The sequence below is a fragment of the Kocuria arenosa genome, from assembly GCF_042879215.1.
Lineage (GTDB): Bacteria > Actinomycetota > Actinomycetes > Actinomycetales > Micrococcaceae > Kocuria > Kocuria arenosa.
On sequence record NZ_JBHZTA010000003.1, the window covers coordinates 159,169 to 181,440 of the forward strand.

At 72.7% G+C, this 22,272-nt stretch carries 26 protein-coding genes and 1 riboswitch; of the genes, 16 read left to right on the forward strand and 10 right to left on the reverse strand.

Annotation, left to right across the window (positions count from 1 at the left end; genetic code table 11):
• Window positions 1-140: 140 nt before the first annotated feature.
• The 8 genes from ACFYE3_RS06745 to ACFYE3_RS06780 all read left to right on the forward strand — a co-directional run bounded on the left by ACFYE3_RS06745 (window position 141) and on the right by ACFYE3_RS06780 (window position 6,735).
• Window positions 141-416, forward strand: a complete 276-nt coding sequence (locus ACFYE3_RS06745; protein ID WP_387607293.1) for a DUF2188 domain-containing protein — start codon at window positions 141-143, stop codon at window positions 414-416.
• A complete protein-coding gene (locus ACFYE3_RS06750; protein WP_387607295.1) occupies window positions 413-661 on the forward strand; it encodes a hypothetical protein in 249 nt (82 codons plus the stop codon). The genes ACFYE3_RS06745 and ACFYE3_RS06750 overlap by 4 nt, the downstream gene beginning before the upstream one ends.
• A 271-nt stretch (window positions 662-932) precedes the next feature.
• Window positions 933-2,195, forward strand: coding sequence for an NAD(P)/FAD-dependent oxidoreductase (locus ACFYE3_RS06755; protein WP_387607297.1), 1,263 nt, complete (start codon window positions 933-935; stop codon window positions 2,193-2,195).
• 26 nt (window positions 2,196-2,221) lie between these two features.
• Complete coding sequence (locus tag ACFYE3_RS06760; protein ID WP_387607300.1) at window positions 2,222-3,139, forward strand: dihydrodipicolinate synthase family protein; 918 nt, start codon at window positions 2,222-2,224, stop codon at window positions 3,137-3,139.
• Window positions 3,136-4,236 (forward strand): proline racemase family protein, encoded by a 1,101-nt coding sequence (locus tag ACFYE3_RS06765; RefSeq protein ID WP_387607302.1) that lies wholly within the window; start codon window positions 3,136-3,138, stop codon window positions 4,234-4,236. The genes ACFYE3_RS06760 and ACFYE3_RS06765 overlap by 4 nt, the downstream gene beginning before the upstream one ends.
• Before the next feature lie 2 nt (window positions 4,237-4,238).
• Entirely contained in the window at window positions 4,239-5,780 is a 1,542-nt protein-coding gene (locus ACFYE3_RS06770) for a gamma-aminobutyraldehyde dehydrogenase (protein WP_387607305.1), read from the forward strand.
• A gap of 17 nt (window positions 5,781-5,797) precedes the next feature.
• A complete protein-coding gene (locus ACFYE3_RS06775; RefSeq protein ID WP_387607306.1) occupies window positions 5,798-5,974 on the forward strand; it encodes a hypothetical protein in 177 nt (58 codons plus the stop codon).
• Window positions 5,971-6,735, forward strand: a complete 765-nt coding sequence (locus tag ACFYE3_RS06780) for an SDR family NAD(P)-dependent oxidoreductase (RefSeq protein ID WP_387607308.1) — start codon at window positions 5,971-5,973, stop codon at window positions 6,733-6,735. The genes ACFYE3_RS06775 and ACFYE3_RS06780 overlap by 4 nt, the downstream gene beginning before the upstream one ends.
• A 205-nt stretch (window positions 6,736-6,940) precedes the next feature.
• Here ACFYE3_RS06780 and ACFYE3_RS06785 read toward each other — a convergent pair whose 3' ends face one another.
• The 8 genes from ACFYE3_RS06785 to ACFYE3_RS06820 all read right to left on the reverse strand — a co-directional run bounded on the left by ACFYE3_RS06785 (window position 6,941) and on the right by ACFYE3_RS06820 (window position 13,961).
• On the reverse strand, window positions 6,941-7,534 hold the full coding sequence (locus tag ACFYE3_RS06785) for a short chain dehydrogenase (protein WP_387607309.1): 594 nt from the start codon (window positions 7,532-7,534) through the stop codon (window positions 6,941-6,943).
• Between the two features lie 2 nt (window positions 7,535-7,536).
• Entirely contained in the window at window positions 7,537-8,250 is a 714-nt protein-coding gene (locus ACFYE3_RS06790) for a GntR family transcriptional regulator (protein WP_387607310.1), read from the reverse strand.
• Window positions 8,251-8,469: 219 nt separating this feature from the next.
• Window positions 8,470-8,739 carry a hypothetical protein gene (locus ACFYE3_RS06795; protein ID WP_387607312.1) on the reverse strand — a complete coding sequence of 90 codons (270 nt, stop codon included), beginning with the start codon at window positions 8,737-8,739 and terminating at the stop codon, window positions 8,470-8,472.
• 262 nt (window positions 8,740-9,001) lie between these two features.
• Window positions 9,002-9,586 carry a cupin domain-containing protein gene (locus ACFYE3_RS06800; RefSeq protein ID WP_387607314.1) on the reverse strand — a complete coding sequence of 195 codons (585 nt, stop codon included), beginning with the start codon at window positions 9,584-9,586 and terminating at the stop codon, window positions 9,002-9,004.
• 713 nt (window positions 9,587-10,299) lie between these two features.
• Entirely contained in the window at window positions 10,300-11,475 is a 1,176-nt protein-coding gene (moeB, locus tag ACFYE3_RS06805; protein WP_387607316.1) for a molybdopterin-synthase adenylyltransferase MoeB, read from the reverse strand.
• Window positions 11,472-12,332 carry a thiazole synthase gene (locus ACFYE3_RS06810; RefSeq protein WP_387607318.1) on the reverse strand — a complete coding sequence of 287 codons (861 nt, stop codon included), beginning with the start codon at window positions 12,330-12,332 and terminating at the stop codon, window positions 11,472-11,474. The genes moeB and ACFYE3_RS06810 overlap by 4 nt, the downstream gene beginning before the upstream one ends.
• A gap of 1 nt (window position 12,333) precedes the next feature.
• On the reverse strand, window positions 12,334-12,573 hold the full coding sequence (thiS, locus tag ACFYE3_RS06815; protein WP_368831800.1) for a sulfur carrier protein ThiS: 240 nt from the start codon (window positions 12,571-12,573) through the stop codon (window positions 12,334-12,336).
• Window positions 12,570-13,961 carry an FAD-dependent oxidoreductase gene (locus tag ACFYE3_RS06820; protein ID WP_387607321.1) on the reverse strand — a complete coding sequence of 464 codons (1,392 nt, stop codon included), beginning with the start codon at window positions 13,959-13,961 and terminating at the stop codon, window positions 12,570-12,572. Before ACFYE3_RS06820 ends, thiS begins: the two co-directional genes overlap by 4 nt.
• A riboswitch (TPP riboswitch) is annotated at window positions 13,957-14,060 on the reverse strand. Its footprint overlaps the gene before it by 5 nt.
• A gap of 15 nt (window positions 14,061-14,075) precedes the next feature.
• Between ACFYE3_RS06820 and thiE the strand changes: the two genes are divergently transcribed.
• The 7 genes from thiE to ACFYE3_RS06855 all read left to right on the forward strand — a co-directional run bounded on the left by thiE (window position 14,076) and on the right by ACFYE3_RS06855 (window position 20,449).
• Entirely contained in the window at window positions 14,076-14,795 is a 720-nt protein-coding gene (gene thiE, locus ACFYE3_RS06825; protein ID WP_387607323.1) for a thiamine phosphate synthase, read from the forward strand.
• A gap of 112 nt (window positions 14,796-14,907) precedes the next feature.
• The gene (locus ACFYE3_RS06830) at window positions 14,908-15,957 is read left to right on the forward strand and encodes a hypothetical protein (RefSeq protein WP_387607324.1); all 1,050 of its coding nucleotides are present in this window, start codon (window positions 14,908-14,910) and stop codon (window positions 15,955-15,957) included.
• Window positions 15,958-16,169: 212 nt separating this feature from the next.
• Entirely contained in the window at window positions 16,170-17,078 is a 909-nt protein-coding gene (locus ACFYE3_RS06835; RefSeq protein ID WP_387607327.1) for a VOC family protein, read from the forward strand.
• A 173-nt stretch (window positions 17,079-17,251) separates the two neighbouring features.
• The gene (locus ACFYE3_RS06840; RefSeq protein ID WP_387607330.1) at window positions 17,252-17,581 is read left to right on the forward strand and encodes a DUF3140 domain-containing protein; all 330 of its coding nucleotides are present in this window, start codon (window positions 17,252-17,254) and stop codon (window positions 17,579-17,581) included.
• Between the two features lie 151 nt (window positions 17,582-17,732).
• Window positions 17,733-18,359 carry a TetR family transcriptional regulator gene (locus ACFYE3_RS06845; RefSeq protein ID WP_387607332.1) on the forward strand — a complete coding sequence of 209 codons (627 nt, stop codon included), beginning with the start codon at window positions 17,733-17,735 and terminating at the stop codon, window positions 18,357-18,359.
• Window positions 18,356-20,026 (forward strand): MDR family MFS transporter, encoded by a 1,671-nt coding sequence (locus tag ACFYE3_RS06850; RefSeq protein ID WP_387607333.1) that lies wholly within the window; start codon window positions 18,356-18,358, stop codon window positions 20,024-20,026. Before ACFYE3_RS06845 ends, ACFYE3_RS06850 begins: the two co-directional genes overlap by 4 nt.
• Before the next feature lie 219 nt (window positions 20,027-20,245).
• The gene (locus tag ACFYE3_RS06855) at window positions 20,246-20,449 is read left to right on the forward strand and encodes a hypervirulence associated TUDOR domain-containing protein (protein WP_387607335.1); all 204 of its coding nucleotides are present in this window, start codon (window positions 20,246-20,248) and stop codon (window positions 20,447-20,449) included.
• A gap of 40 nt (window positions 20,450-20,489) precedes the next feature.
• Here the strand turns inward: ACFYE3_RS06855 and ACFYE3_RS06860 are convergent, their stop codons facing one another.
• Complete coding sequence (locus tag ACFYE3_RS06860; protein ID WP_387607337.1) at window positions 20,490-20,837, reverse strand: hypothetical protein; 348 nt, start codon at window positions 20,835-20,837, stop codon at window positions 20,490-20,492.
• A 349-nt stretch (window positions 20,838-21,186) separates the two neighbouring features.
• Here ACFYE3_RS06860 and ACFYE3_RS06865 point away from each other — a divergent pair, with 349 nt between their 5' ends.
• Window positions 21,187-21,378: a hypothetical protein gene (locus tag ACFYE3_RS06865; protein ID WP_387607339.1), complete on the forward strand. Its 192-nt coding sequence runs from the start codon at window positions 21,187-21,189 to the stop codon at window positions 21,376-21,378.
• Window positions 21,379-21,393: 15 nt separating this feature from the next.
• Here ACFYE3_RS06865 and ppgK read toward each other — a convergent pair whose 3' ends face one another.
• A complete protein-coding gene (gene ppgK, locus ACFYE3_RS06870; RefSeq protein ID WP_387607341.1) occupies window positions 21,394-22,254 on the reverse strand; it encodes a polyphosphate--glucose phosphotransferase in 861 nt (286 codons plus the stop codon).
• Between the last annotated feature and the right edge of the window lie 18 nt (window positions 22,255-22,272).

The window sequence follows — 22,272 nt, forward strand, 5'->3', positions numbered from 1 at the left end:
ACCCTTCCTCTTCCCACCCCAGTCCCGACTCCCTGGAGCTCGAGGGCGCACCAGGATCACCCCTGCCCCTCTCGAGCATCCCCTCCGCCGCCGCCTTTCGACCGTCGTCGACACCGACCCCTGCCGCAGGAAGGAAGACCATGCCCCACCTCGAGGACCGGATCATCGCCCCCTGTCTCAGCGGATGCTGGGAGGTGCGGACCCCCGGTGCGACGCGCACCGGGCTGCACGCCCCGAGCCGCTCCGAGGCCATGCAGTGGGCGTGGAACATCACCCGCAGCACCGGCGGACAGATCATCGTCCGCCGTGGCGACGGGTCATACGCCCACGGTCCGGCCGCACCGGCCCCGCCACCGGAACTGCCGGCCGCCGGGCCGACTGGGTCACGGGTCCCTCGGAAAGGCCTCGCCGCATGAGCGGCCACGTTGTGGGCAGCCGCGTCGCGAGCGCCTCCGGCGGGAACGGCGGTCGTCACCGGGGCTCCGAGTCCATGGGGCCGCGCCCGGGCTGTCCCGTCCAGGCATGGCGCTACGACGTGCTCCACTATCGGGGCGTGGTGGAGGAGACCCTGCTGAGCTCGGGCGTCCTGTGGATCCGGGAGGACGGGCTGGGACACCGGAAGATGATCGACCTCCAGGAGTACCACCTCCGCCTCGGCTAGCTCCGCCGGGCACCCACCGCTTTCCCCGAGCAAATCCGTGAAAGTGCGGCCCAAAGGTAGACGTGGCACTGATCACATGTCTAGGCTCAAACCAGCATAAATTGCCAGACAATCAAACAGCCATGAAGGTCGAGGCCCCGCTCTGGACCCGACGTCCCGCTCTGAGCCCGACGTCCTGCGCCGGGATCCCGGTCCACTTCCGGTGGACGAGAAGACGCAGGGTCCGCGCGCTTCGGGGGCCCCAGATGGCGGCCCGCAAGGAAGGAACGACATGCACGTTGTGGTCATCGGAGGTGGCGTGGTCGGGCTGACCACCGCCTACCACCTGGCGAGGGAAGGCGCGGAGGTCACCCTCGTGGACGCCCGCGGCACGGGCCTGGGCACCTCGGAGGTCAACGCGGGGTGGGTCTGCCCGGCGGAGTCCGCCCCCGTTCCCGGGCCCGGGGTGATCCTCAAGTCCATGAAGTGGATGCTGCGCCCGGACAGCCCGCTCTACATCAAGCCCTCCCTGGAGCCGGCGTTCCTGAAGTTCATGACCGGCATGTGGCGCCACTCCAATGCCAGGGCCCAGCGGGCCGGCTTCGAGGGTCATCTGACCCTGGCGAAGGAGACCCTGGAGGTCTTCGACGAGTACCGCGCCGACGGCATGGACTTCGAGATGCACACCGCAGGGTTGCTCATGGCCTTCAAGGAGGAGGAGAACCTGGAGCACCACCTGGACAACCTGGATTTGGCCCGGGCCTTCGACCGGGATCCGCGCGTGCTGCGCGGGGACGAGGTCCGTGAGCAGGAGCCCCTGCTTTCCGACGCGGTGATCGGTGGCATCTACTACCCGCACGAGCGCCACCTCGACCCCGGGGCCCTGACCCGTGCGCTGGCCAAGCGCCTCGTCGAGATGGGCGTCGAGATCGTCGAGAACGCCCCGATCGAGGAGGTCGAGACCTCTGGGGAGCGCATCACCGCGGTCCGTTCCGGAGACCGGCGCTGGACCGGTGACGCCGTGGTGCTGGCGGCGGGTGCCTGGACGGGGCAGGTCTCGAAGCTCTTCGGCCTCCTGCTGCCGGTGCGCCCGGGCAAGGGCTACAGCGTGGAGGTCCCGAAGTTCGGTCTGCGCAGCGCGGTGAACCTCTCCGACGCCAAGGTCGCGGTGACCCCTTTCGAGCACCGGCTGCGCCTGGCCGGGACCATGGAGTTCGGGGGGCTGGACGAGAACATCAACCAGGTCCGTGTCGATGCCATTCTGCGCGCCCCGCGCTCCTACTTCCGCGGCTGGGAACCGCCGACCGAGGCCGTCACGGCCCGCGCCGGCATGCGCCCCATGACCCCGGACGGCCTGCCGATCATCGGCCGGCTGGGCCCGATGTCCAACGCCTACGTCTCCACCGGCCACGGGATGATGGGCGTCACCTTGGCCCCGGGCACCGCCTCGGCCCTGACCGAGCTCATCCTCCACGGGCAGATGCCCTCCGCCCTCGACCCCTTCGCCGCCGAGCGATTCACCGGCCAGCGGCGAGCAGTCCGCTCCGCCGCCTGACACCCCTTACCGAAAGGACACTCACCATGAGCCACCGCAAGAACGTCGAACTGCGCGGCATCCTCGCCGCCGTCACCACCCCCTTCACCGCCGACGCCTCCGCCGTCGACGAGGACGCCCTGCGCCGCCACGTGGACCGTCTCGTCGAGGCGGGCATCCACGGTCTCGTGCCCACCGGCACCTCCGGGGAGTTCCCGACCCTGACCGACGCCGAGTACCGGCGCGTCATCGAGCTCTACGTGGAGGCCGCTGCCGGACGCATCCCCGTGGTCGCCGGCATCGGGGCGCTGTCCACCGAGCGGGCGATCTCCCTGGCCCAGCACGCCGAGACCGTGGGTGCTGACGCGCTGATGCTCGTCCCGCCGTTCTACGACCCGCTGGACTTCGACGCCCTGGTCGCGTTCCTCTCCGACGTCGCCGCTTCGGTGAACCTGTCGATCGTCTACTACCACGTGCCCGGGGTCACCGGCATTCCCCTCGAGGCCGGGCAGATCGCCGCGCTGGGGGAGATCGACGGCATCGACTACCTCAAGTCCACCTCCGACGACGCCATCGCGCTGGGGGATCTGCTCACCAACTACTCCGACAAGATCAAGGCCTTCAACGGCTGGGACACCCTGACCTTCTTCGGCATCGCCAGCGGTGCGGAGGCCTCCGTGTGGGGCGCGGCCGGGGTCGTGCCCGAGCTCGCCGTGGAGTTCTGGAACACCTTGGCCGAGCGGGGGGACCTGACCGCCGCGCGGGAGCAGTGGAAGACCCTGCGGGCGATCAGCGCCTTCCTGGAGTCGGTGAACTACCCGGCCGGGCTCAAGGCCGGCCTGGAGCTGCTCGGAGTGCCCGCCGGTCCCCCGCGCCGGCCGATCCAGCCGCTGTCGGAGGAGAAGAAGAAGCAGTTCGCCGAGATCCTCGAGACCGCCGGCGTCCTGAAGCCCGCCACGGCATGAGCGAGATCCTCAGCCTGGACACGGTCGAGGTGCACGCGGAGGGCGAACCGGGCCGGATCCTCACCTCGGCCGCGCGCTTCGTCCAGGGCGACACCATGGCTGAGCGCCTGCAGTACTGCCGGCAGCACCTGGACGGGCTGCGCCGGCTGGTGCTGCAGGAACCGCGGGGCTACCCCGCGATGTGCGCCGTGATCCTCCTGCCCCCGGTCAACCCGGGTTCGGACTTCGGGATCGTGGTGCTGGAGCAGGGCGGCTTCACCCCGATGTCGGGGTCGAACACCATCTGCGCCGTCACCGCCGCGATCGAGACCGGCATCATCGACCGCCCCGGACCCGTCGTCGAGGTGGCCATCGACACGGCGGTGGGCACGGTGCACGCCACCGCACAGGTGCAGGGCGGCAAGGTCCGCTCCGTCACGGTTGCCAACGTCCCGTCCTTCGCGGTGGAGCTCGACGTGCCCCTGGAGGTCCCGGAGCTGGGCACGGTCCCGGTGGACATCGTCTTCGGCGGCCAGTTCTTCGCCCAGGCCCGGGTGGCCGACCTCGGCCTGGTCCTGGACCCGTCCCGGGGCAGGGAGCTGGCCCGCGCCGGAGCACTCATCAAGCTGGCGGCCACCGAGCAGATCGACGTCGTCCACCCGGAGCACCCCGGCATCCGTGGCGTGAACCTGGTGATGCTGCACAGCGGCGACCCCGTTGCCGGCGAGCCCTCCCGCAACACCGTGGTGCTCACCAACGGACCGGTGCGGGCCGACGACCCGGCCAGCTGGACCGGTGTCCTGGACCGCTCCCCGTGCGGCACGGGCACCTCCGCCCGGATGGCCGCCCTCCACGCCCGGGGCCTGCTGGGGCTCGACGAGCCCTTCCGGCACCGCAGCATCATCGGCACCGAGTTCGTCGGCCGGCTGGTGGGCACGACCACCACCGGCGGGCGCCCGGCGGTGCTGCCCACCATCACGGGCCGCGGCTGGGTGACCGGCCACAGCCGGTGGGTGCTGGACGCCTCGGACCCATTTCACTGCGGCTACAGCGTCGGGGACATCTGGGCCCCCGGCGCAGCCGCCTCTCCCCTCGTCCCCACAGCAGCAAAGGACTGATCATGAGCGAGACCACCATCACCGCCTCCACCCTGCAGGGTGCGACGACGTCCGAAACGCCGGTGTCCGCCGGTCTCTACATCAACGGCCGGATGACCGCCGGCGCCACGGGCGAGACCTCCGAGGTCATCAATCCTGCCGACGGCACGGTCGTGGCGACCGTCGCGGTCGCCGGGGACCAAGACGTCGACGCGGCCGTGGAGGCGGCGCGGGCCGCGTTCCCGGGCTGGTCCGGAGCAGCACCGGTGGAACGCTCGGCGGTGCTGACCCGCTTCGCCGCGCTGCTCGAGGAGCGGGCCGAGGAGTTCGCGGTCCTCGAGAGCCGCCAGGCGGGCAAGCCGATCCGCCTGGCCCGGGAGTTCGACGTCCCCGGCACGATCGACAACGTGGCCTTCTTCGCCGGAGCCGCCCGCAACCTCGAGGGCAAGGCCGCCGCGGAGTACTCCCCGGACCACACCTCCCAGGTCCGGCGCGAGGCGATCGGCGTCATCGGCTCCATCGCCCCGTGGAACTACCCGCTGCAGATGGCCGCCTGGAAGGTCCTCCCGGCGATCGCCGCCGGCAACACCGTGGTGCTCAAGCCCGCGGAGAACACCCCGCTGACCACGCTGCTCTTCGCCGAGATCGCCACCGAGGCGGGCCTTCCGGACGGTGTGTTCAACGTCGTGTGCGGTGGTGGCCGCACGGTGGGGGCGCGGCTGCTGCGCCACCCCGAGGTGGACATGCTCTCCTTCACCGGCTCCACCGGGGTGGGACGCACCGTGCTCGACGCCGCGGCCACCACGGCCAAGCGGGTCCACCTCGAACTCGGCGGCAAGGCACCGTTCGTCGTGTTCGACGACGCCGACCTGGAGGCCGCCATCCACGGCGCGGTCGCCGGCAGCCTCATCAACGCCGGACAGGACTGCACCGCGGCCACCCGCGCGATCGTCCACCGGTCGGTCTACGAGGAGTTCGTGCAGGGCGTCGCAGCGCTCTACGCCGGGGTGCGGCTCGGGGCCACGGAGGACCCCGCCACCGACATGGGCCCGCTGATCTCGATGGAGCACCGGGAGAAGGTCACCGCCATGGTGGACCGCGCCCGCGAGTACGCCCGGGTCATCGGCGGAGGCGTCCCCGAGGACCTGCCGGCCGAGGGGTCCTACTACCGTCCGACCCTGGTGGCCGACGCCCCGGCCGACAGCGAGATCGTGCAGGACGAGGTCTTCGGCCCGGTCCTGGCCGTCATGCCGTTCGACACCGACGACGAGGCCATCGCCCTGGCCAACGACACCCCGTACGGTCTGGCCGCCTCGGCCTGGAGCCGGAACATCTACCGCGCCATGCGGGCCAGCCGGGAGATCCGTTCGGGCTGCGTGTGGATCAACGACCACATCTCCATCATCAGCGAGATGCCCCACGGCGGGATGAAGCAGTCCGGCTTCGGCAAGGACATGTCGACCTACTCCTTCGAGGAGTACACCGTGGTCAAGCACGTCATGTACGACATCACCGGGAAATCGGTCCGGGACTGGCACCGCACGGTGTTCTCCCTCGGCCAGTGACGGAGGTGAGGACAGGCGTGCGCGGACTCGAGGGCAGAACCTCGCTCGCGCCGGGTGCTGGAGGCGGCATCGAGCCGGCGCTCAGCGCCCGGCCGCAGGAAGTTGCCGCGCTGATGGCGTTCCTCGACTCCGACGAAGCCCCCTCCTCCTGCGGATCCATCGTCGAGAGCACCGGCGCACAGGCGGTGGCATGAACACGCCACTGCAGCCCCGGGCCATGCTCGAGGGCAAGACCGTGCTGGTCACCGGCGGATCCGGCGGAATCGGGCGGGCCACCGTGGAGATCATGCACCGGGAAGGCGCCCACGTGGTGCTGCACTACGCCCGAGGGGCCGCCGAGGCCCGGAGGACGCGGAAAGATCTGGGCGAGCGGATCCACCTCGTCCAGGGAGACCTGGCCGACGCGCAGCACCGGCACGACGTCTGGCAACAGGCCCTCGCCTGGCGCGGACGCGTCGATGTGCTGGTCAACAACGCCGGTGCCTGGCTGGCCTCCCCCCTCACCGACGACAAGGACTGGAGCCGGGGCTGGGACGCCAACCTGGCGCTGAATCTCCAGGCGCCGGCCGATCTGTGCCGGGCCGCCGTCCTGCACTTCCAGGAGCACGGTGGCGGGGCCGTCGTCAATGTCGCCAGCCGGTCCTCGCACCGCGGCGACGACGCCGAACACCTCGCCTACGGGGCCGCCAAAGGCGGGCTGCTTGCTCTCACCAAGGGGATCGCCCGTGGCTTCGCGGCCGACAACATCCTGGCCTACGCCGTGGCTCCCGGCTGGGTCGGCACGGGGCTCAGTGCGCACCTCTCCGACGAGCAGGACCGGCTCGACAGCCTCCCCCTCCGAGAGATGACCCCGCCGGCCGACGTGGCCGAGGTCATTGCCTTCCTGGCCTCTGGACGGTCCCGGCACACCACCGGGGCGACGGTCGACATCACCGGCGCGGACTACGTCCGCTGACATGACCGGCACGCCCCGGGCTGGACCACGTCCTGCCCCAGCGATGCCCTCCAGGATCCGGGCCACGTCCCGGGAGGCAGCGCCCAGAGCCCGCGGCGGGCGACGGACCAGCGGCAGGGGTCCCAGAGCCTGAACGGTGGTGTGCGCACGGCGGAAGGCCTCCCTCTGTCAGCACAGGGGGAGGCCTTCGTGTCGAGCCCGTTCCTCAGACGTCGAACGTCCTGCCCGTCTCCACTCCGTCGACCGAACGCACATAGGCGCGGGCCACCTCCGCAGCCGGCACCTGCGGGTAACCGGGGAAGAAGGGGTGGTAGGCCTCCGCCTCCGCCAGGACACTGGGGCTGACGACATTGATCCTGATGCCCCGCGGCAGCTCCGTGGCCGCGGCCATCACGAAGGACTCCACGGCGCCGTTGGCCAAGGACGCCGCGACCCCGGTGGCGATGGGCTCCCGGGACAGGACTCCGGAGATGAGGGTGAACGACCCGCCATCGCGAACGTGGGCGAGCCCCTCGGTCACGAGATTGACCTGACCCAGGACCTTCTCCTGTACCGCGGCCGCGTAGTCCGCCGCGACGAGTTCCGTGATCGGCTTGAACGGCACCGCCCCGGCGCAGCTGACGACGGCGTCCACAGGACCCACGCGCTCGAAGAGGGCGCGCACCGACGCGGGATCCGACATGTCCGCGCGTTCACCGTCGTTGCGGGAGGAGCGCACCACCTCATGCACTGGGGCCAGGGTGTCGGCCACCGTCCGGCCGATCAACCCGGTGGCCCCGACCACGAGCACCTTCTTCATCCTCAGTTCTCCTGTTCCATGATGGCGATCAGTTCACATGCGCTGTCGATCGTGTGCTTCTTGAAGGCCGTCTCGATCTCCGGACGGTCACGCCGCGACAGGGCCTCGATCAAGTAGTGATGCACCAGGCTGGCGCGGGCGGGATCCGAGCGGACGGCCTGGTCCTGAGCCAGGGCGATGGTCAGATGAGCTTCCGTCACGGGCCAGAACCGCAGGAGCATCGAGTTCTCCGACGCCGCCCAGATGCCGCGGTGAAACGCCACATGGGCTTCATGGAGAGTCAGCGGATCAGGATCGTTCTCCCACCGCTCGAACTCCCTCCAGGCGTCCTGGACAGCAGCCATCCGCCGGCCACTGGCGTCCTCGAGAATGGCGTCCACCGCGAGCATGTCCAGGGCGTGCCTGGCCTTGGCGATGTCCAGGAGCTGGTCAGGCTCCAGGTTGGCCACGCGCAACCCCCGGTAAGGCTCCTGGACCAGCAGCCCTTCCTGGGACAACTGGTTCAGTGCCTCACGGATGGTGGGACGACTCACGCCCAGCGTCGATGACAGGGTGACTTCCGTCAGCTTGTCGCCGGGGCGCAGATCTCCCCGCACCACGGCTCTCCGTAGTTCGCGGAGGACTCCGTCCCTGCGCGACATGCTCGCCACGGGAGACAGGTTGCCCTTCCCGCCGTGCTGGACCTCGGTCGGGGAGCCCACAGTCTTCAGATCCATACCTTGTCCTGCCCTCGATGCAGCGCCAGCCAACAGCCACTCTGCAGATTGTCAGACATTTTGTGCTTGAGCTTAGCCTTGAAAGTTCTCCTGTACCAGCCGTCCGAGGTTAGGAATAGGCACACCAAGCCTCCGCCCCCGCAGCAGAGCCTGCATCCGGGCAGATGGGTGGGCCGGGGACAGGATGCACCTGCCCCCGCTCCGAGACGGCTGCCCGGCTCAGGGGGTCCCGGCGAGAAGGACGAGGGCGGCGTGCACCGCCTGGGCCCTGGGGGTCCTCATCGTTTGGAGGTGCGCACAGATCTGCTGGACTGCTTGCGGATCCAAGCGGTGGCCCTCGGCGCTGTTCCTGCACACCGTCCAGTCCACTGCGGCCGCGTAGCGGTCACTGATCAGCATCTCGTGGTCGTGGCAGTAGTGGTGCAGGGGCGCTGCCGTCAGTTCCGGGAAGGTGGCCGCGGTCCAGGCCACCACCGGGAGCAGGGTCACGGCCTCCCGGCCGCACCCACTCACCTCACAGGCGGTCCCTGACGTCACAGCTCTACTGTGCCGGGGCGAACAGGCCCATGAACAGGTTTTTGTGCATCTTCATGGGTATTACGAAGCCACTCCCCCAGCGCTGACAGCGAGGAGAAGTTCGTCCTCGTCCTGGTGCAGGAGATCGTTCTTCCGGGAATGGCCCCTGTCGTGACTGCCCGCAGCGGGACCAGGAGTGTCTGCACCGTCCCGCGACCTGGCGTCCTGTCCTTCTTCAGACCTGGCGGTAGTAGCGTTCCTCGAGCTGACGATCGATTCCCTTTTGGCGCGCCCGGACCGCCAGCATCCGCAGGGCCGGGTCGAGCAGACGCCCGGGGCCGGGGAGATGGATGTCGGACTCCACCAGGATCAGCGCACCGTGGTAGAGGTTCTTCGGCCGCCCGTCGGGGTGGGTCAGCCCGTCGGTGGCCATGTTCTGCAGGGTCACCAGCCACTTCTCGAACCCCGGGTGGGCGGGGCGGACCTCCAGCACGAAGCGCAGGGTGCGGTCACCGGCGGTCCGCCAGCCGTGCACGGCGCGCGGGGGCACCACGGCTTCCTGGCCCTCGATCAGTTGCACCTGCCGGCCGGCGATCCTGCCGTCGAGGGTGCCCTCGAACAGGTGCAGGGTCTCGGTGTAGAGCGTGTGGTAGTGCGGGAACACCCTGATGCCCGGGGCATACTCCGCGTAGAGCAGGCCGTACTCGCCTGCGGTCTCCGCACCGGTGCGCACCCAGGTCAGCGCGGTGCCCTGCGCCTGGTCCCGGTACGTCGCCCGGCCGTTGCGCATCTGGCTGATCTGTTCGGCGCTCCAGTCCATGGTCATCGCCCCCCCGACCAACAGATTACGATCGGCCGCCATCCGGTGTCCCGGGTCGTTTCCAGATCGCAATCTGCCCGATCGCGCCCCGGCGTCACCCGGGGGCTGCGAGCCGACCGCGTGCTGATCGCAGACGGGTCGGTATCCCCGCGGCTCATTGCCGAATCCTGCCGGTGCCCGGGACCCCCCTGAACACACAGCTCGGCAGAAGCGGGAGAACCATGACCGTCAACGTCGGCTCCGGCCCCGTCTACATCAGGGTGCGCTGACCGCACCACCTGGCCCTGGGCGGGCGGCGTCCGGTCGGCCCGACGGGCGCCGCGCATCCAGCCCTCCCTCGGGACGACGCCGACGCAAGGTCCTGCGACGGCCCGCAGCGGGCACACCATTCTCGTGACGGCTTCGACGGCGGTCCCTCCGTCACCGCGAGAAGCGGGACTGCGTCACCAGAGCATGACTTCGACCTCGTGCTGCTCGCCACCACCCCGGTGACCATCCGGTGGTTCCCACGTACCGGGGCGGGGGTGATCGCCGTGGCAGAGGCGACTGCGTCTCCGCCCACGGGAACGCAGGACATGGTTCCGAGGGATCGAGCCACCGCTGAGCGCTGTCACCGCTGAGCGCTCTCGCCCCGGAACGCGGAGACCGTCGTCACCGATCCCCGTGGCACGGTGGCACGTCGAGGCGTGATGCCTCCAGGATCGCAGGAGCAGTCAGTAGACCGGTTTGTCCGGCTCCACCTGCTCCACCCAGGCGAGCACCCCGCCCTCGAGGTGGCGGACCCGCTCCTCCCGCTGCGCGAAGAACGGCCGCAGCGCGGCCAGGGCGGTCGCGGAGCGGGCCCCGGCCTTGCAGTGCAGCACGAGGTCCGCGCCGCGCGCCTCCGGCGGCAGGGCGTCCGCGCCCCGGTCCAGGATGTCCTGCAGCGGGACGGGCACGGCGCCGTCGATGGCCACGAGCTCCCGCTCCCAGGCCTCGCGCACGTCCACCAGGGCGAAGGACGCCTCCCCGTGCTCCCGGCGCTCGAGCAGCCGGGCCAGCTCGGCCGCCCCGACGGTCTCGGCGGGGTCCGCCCCGGGCAGGGCGCAGACGGCGTCGGGCTCGGCCACCGCGGTGACCGGGGCGGCGCCGGGATCCGGGGCCAGGCGCATCTCGCGCCAGGTCATCGCGAGCGCGTCGTGCAGCAGCACCCGCCCGAGCAGGGGCTCCCCGGTGCCGGTGATGAGCTTGACGGCCTCCGTGACCATGACCGAGCCGACGGTCGCGGGGAGCATGCCGAAGACGCCGCCCTCGGCGCAGCTCGGCACCTCCCCGTCCGGCGGGGCCTCGGGGTAGAGATCCCGGTAGGTGGGCCCGTGCCCGGCCCAGAAGACGCTGACCTGCCCCTCGAAGCGCAGGATCGAGCCCCAGACGCAGGGCGTGCCGGTCAGGGCGGCGGCGTCGCTGACCACGTAGCGGGTCGCGAAGTTGTCGGCGCCGTCCAGGACCAGGTCGTACTGGCCGATGAGGTCCACGGCGTTGTCCGCGGACAGACGCACGGGGTGGATCCGCACGTCCACGAGAGGGTTGAGCGCGGTGACGGCGTCGGCGGCGGAGACGGCCTTGGGGCGGCCGACGTCGGCGGTCGTGTGCACCACCTGGCGCTGCAGGTTGGAGAGCGCCACGACGTCGTCGTCGACGATCCCGAGGGTCCCGACCCCCGCCGCGGCGAGGTACTGCAGGGCCGGGGAGCCCAGTCCCCCGGCGCCGACGACGAGCACGCGGGCACCGCCCAGCCGCCGCTGGCCGAGGGGCCCTATCCCGGGCAGGGTCAGGTGCCGGGCGTAGCGCTCGAGCTCCTCGCGGGTCAGTTCGGGGCCGGGTTCCACGAGCGGGGGCAGCGGGCTCACGGCCGCTCCCCCACGGGCGCCCAGTCCCCGCGCGGCGCGTCGGCCGGCTCGGCGGCCGGCCCGTCGTCGGACGCGCCCGGATCGATCCGTCCGGCCATCGGCGAGGACGCCTGGGCGTGGCTGCGGACCGGGATGCGCCCGGCGCCGGCGGCGAGCCGGCCGGCGACCACCGCGTGCCGCATCGCGGTGGCCATCGCCACCGGGTCCTGGGCACGGGTGACGGCGCTGGCCAGCAGCACGGCGTCGCAGCCCAGCTCCATGGCCAGGGCGGCCTCGGAGGCCGTGCCGATCCCGGCGTCGAGCACCACGGGCACGGACGCCCGGGAGGCGATGAGCTCGATGTTGTGCGGGTTGAGGATGCCCAGGCCCGTGCCGATGGGGGCGCCCAGGGGCATCACCGCCGCCGCGCCCAGGTCCTCGAGGCGGCGCGCCACGGCCGGGTCGTCCGAGGTGTAGGCGAAGACCTTGAAGCCGCGCGCCACGAGCTGCTCGGTGGCGTCGAGGAGCTCTACGACGTCGGGCAGCAGGGTGTCCTCGTCGGCGATCACCTCGAGCTTGACCCAGTCGGTCTCGAGGGCCTCCCGGCCGAGCTCGGCGGTGAGCAGCGCGTCCCGGGCCGTGTAGCACCCGGCGGTGTTGGGCAGGATCCGGATGTCGTTGCGCTCGAGCAGCGCGAAGAGGGAGTCGCCCTGGCCGGGGGCGTAGCGGCGCAGGGCCACGGTGGTCAGCTCGGTGCCGGAGGCCAGCAGCGCCTGCTCGAGGGTGTGCAGCGAGCTGAGGCCGCCGGTGCCCATGATGAGCCGGGAGGTCAGCTCCGTGCCGTCGAGCAGGAGCGGGTCGGGGTGCGGGACGGTCACGTCAGCCTCCTTGGACGGCGGTGATGATCTCGACGGCCTGGCCCTCCGCCACAGGGGTCCGCCGCCAGCGGCTGCGGGGCACGACCGCGGCGTCCACGGCCACGGCCACGCCGAGGCGCCCACCGTCCAGCGGGGCGCCGTCGGGGCCCAGGGCCCGGCCGACGGTCTCGGCGACGAGGTCGACGACGGTCGCCTCCGCCGCCACCTCGTGCGGGCGGCCGTTGAGGGTGATGGCGGTCATCGGGGGCTCCTGCTCCGGGGCCCGGGTCCGGCGGCGGCCGGCTCGGGGTCCTGTCGACGGGCCTCGACGGGTCGGTCGAAGCGGTGCGGGTCGGTGGTGGCGAGGTGCTCGGCGTCGGCGGCCGGATCGGGCCCGGCCCCTCCGGCGACCAGCTGCGCGGCGAGCCGGGCGGCCAGCGGGGCGAGCAGGACGCCGTGGCGGAAGTAGCCGGTGGAGACCACGAGCCCCGGCACGGGCGAGCCGTCGGGGTCGCGGACCCGGCCGAGGTACGGGATGTCGTCCGGGGTGCCGGGCCGGGCGCGGGCCAGCACCTCGACCAGCTCGAGGTCGGCGACGCCGGGCACGAGGGCCTGGGCGTCGCGCAGCAGCCGGAACACGCCGCCGGCGCTGGGCCCGGTCAGGTCGTCCTCGCGGGAGGTCGCCCCGATCACCACGGTCCCGTCGGTGCGGGGCACCAGGTAGACGGGCACTCCGTGCACCAGGCCGCGGACGGTGCGCTCGAGCAGCGCCGGCGCCCCGGCGAGGACCCGGGCGCGCAGGATGTCCCCGTGCACCGGCCGCAGGGGCGGGTGCCAGTCCTCCGGCAGACCCTCGAGGTCGCCGAGGTCGGCACCCGGGGCGAGGACCGTCCAGGTCGCGGAGACCATCCCGCCGCCGGCCAGGCGGACGCCGGTCACGGCGCCCTCGGCGTTGCGGCGCAGCCCCGTGGCGAGGTCGTGGACGAGGTGGGCCGGTCCGCCGTCGCGCGCGGGCGATGGCTCGGGGACCTCCGGACGCTCCAGGGGCTCCGGGGCCTCCGAGGTCTCGACGGGCTCCGGGAGCTCCGGGGCGAGGAGGGCGGCGAGCAGCCCGGCCACGAGCCGGCGCGGGTCCACCTGGTGGTCGTCGGGGATCCGCAACGCGGCGGACAGCCGCGGGCTCAGGGCGGGCTCGAGGGCCCGGGCGGCGCGCAGGGTCAGCTGCTCCACCGTCATGCCGTGGCGCCCCTGCAGCGCGCGGAGGTCCGCCAGGGCCTGCCGGTCGGCGGCGTCCACCCCGCAGACCAGGGTCTCGGTGGCCCGGTGGCCCACCGTCCCCCCGGCGGCCTGCTCGAGGGCGGCCACGAACCCCGGGTACTCGGCGGCCGAGGCGGTCATGAGGGGGTACAGGGGCTCCTGCCGGTACTGGACCTCGCTCACCGGGGCGAGCATCCCGGCCGCGGCGCGGCTCGCGCCGGAGCCCGGTTCGGGGTCCACCACGGCCACCGAGCGGCCGCGGCGGCGCAGCTCCCAGGCGGTGGCGAGGCCGATCACCCCGGCGCCGACCACGGCGACGTCGGCCCGGACGTGCTCGGGCTGCCCGACCAGGGGGTGGGGTGCGGTCGTCGGGGCGAGGTGCGCGGAAGTCACACGGAACGTCCTTTCCTACGGCGGCATGACCCGCATCAGGTGTGGCGGTCGGCGCTGGACGCCCTCTCAGCCCCCGGTGGGGCTCCCGCAGAACCGCTGACCTATCATCAGCGTGTGACCCAGCATACCCGTGACGCCTCCGCCCCCGCCGAGCCTCCCCTGCGAGATGCCCGGACGGCAAAGCTCCTCGCCGCCCGGCTGTACGTGTGCACGGACACCCGCCGGGACCGGGGCGACCTCGAGGAGTTCCTGCACGCCGCGTACTCCGGTGGCGCGACCATCGTCCAGCTGCGGGACAAGAGCATCGACGCGGACGAGGAGATCGCCGCGCTGCGGCTGCTGGGCCGGGTCGCCGCCGAGTACGGCGCCCTGTTCGCCGTCAACGACCGCGCCGACATCGCCGCGCTGGTGGGCGCCGACGTCTTCCACGTGGGCCAGCACGACCTCACTCCCGCCCAGGCCCGGCACCTGCTGGGCCCCGACGTGCTGATCGGGCGATCCACCCACGACCTCGGACAGGCCCGGACGGCGCTCGAGGACCCGGACGTCGACTACTTCTGCACCGGCCCCGTCTGGGCCACGCCCACGAAGCCGGGGCGCCCGGCCACCGGACTGGAGTTCGTCCGCGCGGTCGCCGCACTGACGGAGGCCCGGCTCGACGCGGACCCGGAGGTCCTGCCCGTGCCGTGGTTCGCCATCGGCGGGATCGACGAGCAGCGGCTCCCGCAGGTGCTGGACGCCGGGGCGCGCGGCGTCGTCGTCGTCCGCGCCGTCACCGAGGCCCCCGATCCCCGCGTCGCCGCGGGGCAGCTGCGCAGCCTGCTCCCCGCCTGAGCCCGGCACGGTCCCCCACCCCGGCCCACCGTCCCGATGACCGACCGGCTCCCCGCCGCCGCCCAGCACGTTCTGGGAGCATGGACGCAGGACGACGACGGAGAGGTGGCCCATGGACCCCGAGCTCGACCCCCAGGTGCGGCACGCGGTGGAGCGTCCCGCGGAGACCGCCCGCGGCCCGGAGGACGTGCAGCTGCGCGTCCGGCTGGCCGGTGAGCCCGCCCGCCGCGCCCTCGGCACGCACTGGGAGCAGGGCCTCCCGGAGGACGCCGCGCCGAGCGACGACCGGCTTGCCGCCGCCGTGCTGCTCGCCACCCTCTTCGGCGACATCTTCTGGCTGGAGCGCGCGGCCCGGCTGCCCAGCGACGTGCCGGGGTGCCCGTCCGCGCCGCCGAGCGGGCTGCTGGAGCTGACCCGGGTGCCCGGGGCCCGTGCGGCCCTGGCCACCGTGCTCGAGCGCCCGCTGCTGACCGGGCTCCTGGAGTGGGGCACCGACCCCCTGCCGGAGCAGCCCCCGCTCGCCGTGGCACGGGCCGCCCGGGACCTGGGCGTTCCCGACGACGGGCGCGTCTACAAGGTGGTGCGCCGCCGCGCCGAGCGCTTCCTGGCGCGGGAGCACGACGGGTCCGAGCCGCTCGAGCAGTTCGTGACCCTGCTGAACGAGGCGGAGCGGGGCCACCGCGAGGACGGTCCCGTGCTCTCGGGCGAGACCCTGCCCCCGGCGTCTCCACCGGCGCCGGGCCCGACGGCGGGGCCCCCGTCCGCGGCCGGCCCGGCGGCGGACGGCGACGTCCGCCCGGGAACGCCCCCACCGGGTGCTCCCCCGGCGGGCTCGCCCGAGAATCCGCAGTGGGGCGTGAGCCCCGCGACCCCCGCCCCGCCGCCGCCCGGGCAGTTCCCCGGGCAGTTCCCTGGGCAGGGGGCACCCGGACAAGGTGCACCCGGGTACGGGGCTCCCGGACACGGCGTCGAGCACCAGCCGCCCGGAGGACCGGGAGCCGGCGGGCATGGGCCCTCCGGACCGGTGTTCGGTCCGGGCCCCGGCGGCTGGCCGCCGCGCCCGGCCGAGCCCGAGGAGGACGACTCCGACAACCTCAAGGCGTGGGGGTTCGTCTTCCTGGGCATCCTGGCGGTCATCGCGGCGCTGATCTTCATCCTCTGACCACGCCGCCGGCCCACCTGCTCCGACCACCTGATCCGACCACCGAACCGCGGCGGACCGCGGCGGACCCGGAACGGTCGTGCACCCCGCAGCGGATCGAGCACGGGGTCCCGCTCGCCGGCACCACAATTTACTTGCACAGGAAAGCTTCTCGCGCTATTCTTGGGGACATATCAACCAATGCACTGCCCCTGCCGACGGAGAACCCCGAGATGCCGATCTTTCCCCAGAACCCCGATCCCCGGAGCCTGACGAAGCGCCCCGCGGAGGACCTGCTGTCCGCCGGCACCCGGATGGGCGCCGTGGAGCTGCTGGTCTCCGACCTGGACACGATGGTCGCCTACTACGCGGACGCCATCACCCTCGACGTGCTCGCCCACGCCGGGGACACCGCGGTCCTGGGCCGGGACGGCCGGACGGTGGTGCGGCTGCGCCAGGTCAAGGAGCTCCCGCCGGCCCACCGCGGGCAGGCCGGCCTGTTCCACACCGCGGTCGTCTTCGAGGACGAGCCCGCCCTGGCCGCGGCGCTGGCGTCCGTGGCGACCGTGGCGCCCCACTCCTTCACCGGCAGCGCCGACCACCTCTACAGCCAGGCCTTCTACTTCGACGACCCCGAGGGCAACGGGGTGGAGCTCTACACGGACCGGCCCCGCGACACGTGGCGGCGGGAGCCCACCGGCCTGCTGACCCTGGCCTCCAACCCCCTGGACCCGAACGGGTTCCTGCAGGAGCACCTGGCGGAGCAGGGCGGGCGCCCGGCGGCACCGCCGGCCACCCTGGGCCACGTCCACCTGCAGGTGGGCGACATCCCGCTGGGCCGGCAGTTCTACGTGGACGTCCTGGGCTTCGAGGTGATGAGCGACATCGGTTCCGCCCTGTTCATCGCCGCCGGCGGCTACCACCACCACATCGCGCTCAACACCTGGCAGAGCGCCGGGGCCGGCCCGCGTGCGGCGTCACTGGGGCTGGGCCAGGTCAACATCGACCTGCCGGACGCCGACGACGTCACGGCCCTGGAGTCCCGGCTCGCGGACCACCGGATCCCGACCCGGCACGACGGCGCCGTGCTGCGCTTCGAGGACCCCTGGAACACCCTGATCCAGGTGGGCGTCGCGGCGTAGTCCCGGCCGGGTGCCGCGTCCGCACCCACCCGCCGGCGGCACCGTGCTCGATGCCGGCGGATGCTCGCCGACACCACGGTCCGCCGGTAGGTTGGGCCTCACGCCCGGGGCGCCCGGGCGCCGAGGGCGTGCGGCGACACGGCGCCGCCCGGTCCGAGAGCGAGGAGCAGGGCATGGGCGAGAAGGACGACACCACCGGCAAGGACTTCGACGAGGCCGTCAACATGACGGCCGAGCAGCTGTCGACGTGGCTGGACACCGAGGAGTCCACCTCGGTGGGCCAGGACGACGGCGGGGAGTCGGTGGGCCACCGCTCCGGGCGGCGGATCGTGGAGATCCTGCAGAGGCCGAAGGGCGAGCGCACCGAGGCCGACCACGAGCACATGCGCAAGGTGGTCGGCTACGTCCACCGCCACCTGGCCCAGCGCCCCGACGGGGACGTGCGCGAGACCCGGTGGCGCTACTCCCTGATGAACTGGGGCCACGACCCCCTGAAGGACTGAGCCGGAGGGCCGGGCCCATGCCGCCGGATGGGCCCGGCGGCGTGGGCGGCCCACCGCGGTGCCCGGCGACGGGCACCGACCCGCCGCCGCGGCGGGCACCCCGGCAAATATTGCAGTTGTGCAAAACGTGCAGAAGTGCAAAAATGTGGTCGTGAACGACGACTCCCCTCCCACCCTGCGCGCCCGCAAGAAGGCCGAGACCTGGTCCGCGATCCACGAGGCGGCCGCCGCCCTCGCGGTCGAGCGCGGGGTCGAGGGCACCACGGTGGAGGCCGTCGCCGCCGCGGCCGGCGTCTCCCCGCGCACCTTCTTCAACTACTTCCCCGCCAAGGAGGACGCCGTCCTGGGCATGCGGGCCCCCACCCTGGACCCGGAGCTGCTGGAGGGGTTCTCCCTCGAGCACGACCTGCTGGGCCAGGTCTCGCGCCTGCTGCTGGCTGTGACCCGCAGCGCCTACGCGGGCCGGGACGCGGAGCGGCGCCGGAAGCTGCTGCAGGACCACCCGGGGCTGGGCCGCCGCCGGCACGAGCTGATGCTCGAGGCCGAGGCCCTGGTGCGCCGCACCCTCGCGGAGCTGCTGTCCCGGGACCCGGAGTGGTCGGCCGGGATCGAGGAGCACCGTGTGGACGAGGTCGCCCGGATGCTGGTCATCCTCGGCGGCGTCCCCCTGCGCTTCGCCATCACCGCCGAGGGCTACTCCCCGGCGCACGGGCTGCCGGCCGAGGACCACGAGTCGGCGCTCGCCCTCCTCCACCGCCTCCAGGAGAAGCTCTCATGACCCGCACCCCCGCCCACCGGGCCGAACCGGGCTCCGGCTCCCGGCACCTCGTGCTGCTCTTCGTCGGCCTGATGCTCTCCATGCTGCTGGCCGCGCTGAACCAGACCGTGCTCAGCACGGCGCTGCCCACGATCGTGGGCGAGCTCAACGGGGTCGACGAGATGCTGTGGGTCATCACGGCCTACATCCTGGCCTCGACGATCATGATGCCCGTGTACGGCAAGCTCGGGGACCTGATGGGCCGCAAGCCCCTCCTGCTGGGCGCGATCCTGGTGTTCATGGCCGGCTCCGTCGTCGGCGCGCTCGCCGGCACCATCGAGGTCCTCATCGCGGCCCGCGCCGTCCAGGGCCTCGGCGGCGGCGGACTGATCATCCTCTCCCAAGCCGCCATCGCCGACGTGGTGCCCGCCCGGGAGCGCGGCAAGTACATGGGCGTCATGGGCGGGGTGTTCGCCCTCGCCTCGGTGGCCGGTCCGCTGCTGGGCGGGTTCTTCACCGAGGGGCCCGGCTGGCGCTGGGTCTTCTGGATCAACATCCCGCTCGGACTGCTGGCGCTGGCCGGAGCCGTCCTGTTCCTCAAGCTCCCCCGGCACCGCGGCCGGCCGCGCCTGGACGTCGGCGGGATGGTGCTGCTGGCCGTGGCCACGACCTGCCTGGTGCTGTTCGCCACCTGGGGCGGCGGCAAGTACGCCTGGACCGACCCCGTGATCCTCGGCCTGATCGCCGGGACGCTCGTGAGCGCCGCGGCGTTCGTGGCCGTGGAACGGCGCACCGCCGAGCCGATCATCCCGATGCACCTGTTCCGCGAGCGCAACTTCGTCCTCACCACCCTCGCCGGGCTGCTCACCGGGGTGGCGATGTTCGGGGCCCTCGGCTACCTGCCCACCTACCTGCAGATGGTCTTCGGCGTCGACGCCACCCGGTCCGGGCTGCTGATGGTGCCGATGATGGCCACCATGCTCGTGACCTCGGTGCTCGCCGGGCAGGCGGTCAGCCGGACCGGACGCTACAAGTGGCTGCCGGTGGCCGGCAGCGTGATCGTGGCCGTGGCCATGGGCCTGCTCGCCACCCTGACCTCCGAGCAGGGGGTGTGGCACGTGTGCCTCTACATCGCGGTCCTGGGCCTGGGACTGGGCCTGTCCATGCAGGTGCTGGTGCTGATCGTGCAGAACACCTTCCCCCTGCGGCAGGTCGGCACGGCCACCGCGGCCAACAACTTCTTCCGCCAGATCGGCGCCACCCTGGGCTCGGGGGTGGTCGGCAGCGTCTTCGCGAGCCGCCTGTCCGACCTGATGGCCGATCGCCTCGCGGCGACCGCGCTCGAGGGCGGTGCGGGCGGGGCCAACTCGCTCACCCCCGCCGTGGTCGCCTCCCTGCCGCAGGCGCTGCGGGACCCGATCGTGACCTCCTACAACGACGCCCTGACCCCCATCTACCTGTGGATCATGCCCCTGGGGCTGCTGGCGGCCGCCGTGCTGTGTTTCGTGGCCGAGAAGCCGCTGGCCACCACGATCGAGACGGACGTCGAGCCCGAGGCGCTCGCCGAGGGCCGTCTCGTGGACACCGCCGACGAGCCGGACGACCCGCGGACCGGGGACGAGGGCCGGGACGCCGGCGACCCGCGCGAGGAGCCGACCGCCCTCGAGCCGGCCTCGGCGGCCCGGTAGCAGCGCAGCCCAACAGCCCCGGCTCGGCAGCAGCACAGCCCGGCGGCAGCGGCGCAGCCGCCGCTGCCGGGCCGCTGCCGCGCCCGGCAGGGGTCGCCGCACCCCGGTTGGCTCCGTAGGCTGAGGACCGTGCTCGGCACGGCCGGGCACCCGGGCCGGCGGTCGTCCGAGGACGGACGAGTGCCGGCTCGGTTGAGCACCGGAGCAGAGGAGCAGCAGATGAGCCTGAGCAAGGGCACCAAGGTCACGTGGAACACCCCGCAGGGCACGACCGAGGGCAAGGTGGTCGAGAAGAAGACCGAGGACTTCGAGCTCGACGGCCGCACGTACCGCGCCAGCGCGGACGATCCCCACTACATCGTGGAGTCCGACAGCTCCGGGGCCCGGGCGACCCACAAGGCGGACGCCCTCACTGAGGCCTAGCTGCCGGCCTGACGGCAGCCGCAGCGGCAGGATGCGGCGCTCAGCCGCGGACGCCCGGTGTGTCCCAGATGAACGGGCCGAAGGACGGGCCGGCCGGTTCGAGGTACTCGACGTCGGACGCCGGGATCAGGGCACCCGGGCTGTACCCATCGGCCTCGCAGCGCACCAGCACGACCATGCCCAGCTCGATCGGATCGTAGGGCGCGCACAGCACCACCTCGCCCGCCCGCAGGTTCAGGCCCGCGCGGTCGGTGCGCATGCGGTAGCGCGCCACGTGGGAGACGGTGATGGACGAGACCGGGACGACGACCGGACCCACGCCGATGCCGGGGAGCACGTCGAGGGACCCTGTGTCGTCGGGAACAGGGGTCAGTTCGGAAATGCTCATGGTGGGAATCTCCAGTCGTGCGAGCGCATCGGGGTCTGCAAGGGGTCCCGGTGCCGGGCGGGGTGCTCGACGACGCTGTCCTTGTCCATGATAGAGAGCTGCGTCACACAGGGGAAGAGTCCTTCGCATCGGTCCACGGCCCACCGTGCGAAGTGCACGAACTTTCACGCACCGGCGTCCCAGCCGTCGCCCGGCGTCACAAAGTGCTTGCCACCCTGCCGCCAACCCGCTCCCGACCAGGGCTGTTGCGAGAAATCGGCGAATGTGACGCACAGAACGCCCCGATGGCGGCGGCGCGGCCCCGAGTCGCGCTTACATTCGCTGTCATGAGCTACGAGGGGTCGACACCATGATCACGATCAACATGAACAACGCCGCGCTCTGCCGGCTGGAGCAGCAGGACCGGTCCCGGCCCGCCGCACGGCCGGTGAGCAGAGCCACCACCGCGAGCGCCGGCCCGGTGAGCGGACGGGAGACCGCACCGGGACCGAAGGCCGCTCCCCCGACCCCGACCTCGGTCCCGGAGAACGCCAGGGGCTGATCGTCCCGTCCCGGCTCAGCGGCTGCCGACGAGGCGGTTCGCCCGCACCACTCCGAGGTGGGCCTGGCGGCCGGCACCGACGATGCCGGCGGCGTTGCGCAGCTGCGCGGGGGCCACGCGGGCCCGCAGCCGCAGGTGGGGCAGGAACTCCTGGTGCCGCTCGCTGATGCCCCCGCCGAGGACGATCAGGTCCGGCGAGATGAGGCGCTCGAGGTGGGACAGGTAGCGCTGGAGCCGGTCCGTGTAGGTCGGCCAGTCCAGGGCCTCCTCCATCCGGGCGGAGGCGCCGGCCCAGCCGTCGACGTCCCGGCCGTCCAGCCACACGTGGCCGAACTCGCTGTTGGGGATCAGCTCTCCGTCCAGGAACAGCGCCGAGCCGATCCCGGTGCCCAGCGTGATCACCAGCACCGTGCCGTTCGCGCCGCGGGCGGCGCCGAAGCGCACCTCGGCGAGCCCGGCGGCGTCGGCGTCGTTGAGCACAGCGACCTCGCGCCCCAGCCCGTCGGCGAGCAGCTCCCGGGCGTCCGCGCCGATCCAGGAGTCGTCCAGGTGGGCGGCCGAGCGGGCGATGCCGTGGTCGATGATGGCCGGAACGCCGATGCCGACCCCGGCCAGGGGCCCGCCCGGCCCGGGCGCGTTCTCCAGCTTCTCCAGGACCCCGCGCAGGGCGGCCACCACCGCGGCCGGGGTGGCCGGCGCGGGCGTGGGCACCCGGCGGACCGGGCCCACCGTGGTCCCGCGGACCGGGTCCACCACCGCGTACTTGATGCTCGTCCCGCCGATGTCCACCCCGAGGCAGCGGGCGTCGTCGTCGCCCCCGGCGGGGACGGGCGGGACGGTCGGGGGCGTCCGGACGGACGGCAGGGCACAGGTCATCTCACGGTCCTGGATCGA

What these genes read in the sequence shown, in the direction of transcription:
- ACFYE3_RS06745 (WP_387607293.1), top strand. Translation starts at nt 141, where the DNA reads ATGCCCCACCTCGAGGACCGGATCATCGCCCCCTGTCTCAGCGGATGC.
- ACFYE3_RS06750 (WP_387607295.1), top strand. Translation starts at nt 413, where the DNA reads ATGAGCGGCCACGTTGTGGGCAGCCGCGTCGCGAGCGCCTCCGGCGGG.
- ACFYE3_RS06755 (WP_387607297.1), top strand. Translation starts at nt 933, where the DNA reads ATGCACGTTGTGGTCATCGGAGGTGGCGTGGTCGGGCTGACCACCGCC.
- ACFYE3_RS06760 (WP_387607300.1), top strand. Translation starts at nt 2,222, where the DNA reads ATGAGCCACCGCAAGAACGTCGAACTGCGCGGCATCCTCGCCGCCGTC.
- ACFYE3_RS06765 (WP_387607302.1), top strand. Translation starts at nt 3,136, where the DNA reads ATGAGCGAGATCCTCAGCCTGGACACGGTCGAGGTGCACGCGGAGGGC.
- ACFYE3_RS06770 (WP_387607305.1), top strand. Translation starts at nt 4,239, where the DNA reads ATGAGCGAGACCACCATCACCGCCTCCACCCTGCAGGGTGCGACGACG.
- ACFYE3_RS06780 (WP_387607308.1), top strand. Translation starts at nt 5,971, where the DNA reads ATGAACACGCCACTGCAGCCCCGGGCCATGCTCGAGGGCAAGACCGTG.
- ACFYE3_RS06785 (WP_387607309.1), bottom strand. Translation starts at nt 7,534, where the DNA reads ATGAAGAAGGTGCTCGTGGTCGGGGCCACCGGGTTGATCGGCCGGACG.
- ACFYE3_RS06790 (WP_387607310.1), bottom strand. Translation starts at nt 8,250, where the DNA reads ATGGATCTGAAGACTGTGGGCTCCCCGACCGAGGTCCAGCACGGCGGG.
- ACFYE3_RS06800 (WP_387607314.1), bottom strand. Translation starts at nt 9,586, where the DNA reads ATGGACTGGAGCGCCGAACAGATCAGCCAGATGCGCAACGGCCGGGCG.
- thiS (WP_368831800.1), bottom strand. Translation starts at nt 12,573, where the DNA reads ATGACCGCCATCACCCTCAACGGCCGCCCGCACGAGGTGGCGGCGGAG.
- ACFYE3_RS06830 (WP_387607324.1), top strand. Translation starts at nt 14,908, where the DNA reads ATGGACCCCGAGCTCGACCCCCAGGTGCGGCACGCGGTGGAGCGTCCC.
- ACFYE3_RS06835 (WP_387607327.1), top strand. Translation starts at nt 16,170, where the DNA reads ATGCCGATCTTTCCCCAGAACCCCGATCCCCGGAGCCTGACGAAGCGC.
- ACFYE3_RS06840 (WP_387607330.1), top strand. Translation starts at nt 17,252, where the DNA reads ATGGGCGAGAAGGACGACACCACCGGCAAGGACTTCGACGAGGCCGTC.
- ACFYE3_RS06850 (WP_387607333.1), top strand. Translation starts at nt 18,356, where the DNA reads ATGACCCGCACCCCCGCCCACCGGGCCGAACCGGGCTCCGGCTCCCGG.
- ACFYE3_RS06855 (WP_387607335.1), top strand. Translation starts at nt 20,246, where the DNA reads ATGAGCCTGAGCAAGGGCACCAAGGTCACGTGGAACACCCCGCAGGGC.
- ACFYE3_RS06860 (WP_387607337.1), bottom strand. Translation starts at nt 20,837, where the DNA reads ATGAGCATTTCCGAACTGACCCCTGTTCCCGACGACACAGGGTCCCTC.
- ACFYE3_RS06865 (WP_387607339.1), top strand. Translation starts at nt 21,187, where the DNA reads ATGATCACGATCAACATGAACAACGCCGCGCTCTGCCGGCTGGAGCAG.
- ppgK (WP_387607341.1), bottom strand. Translation starts at nt 22,254, where the DNA reads ATGACCTGTGCCCTGCCGTCCGTCCGGACGCCCCCGACCGTCCCGCCC.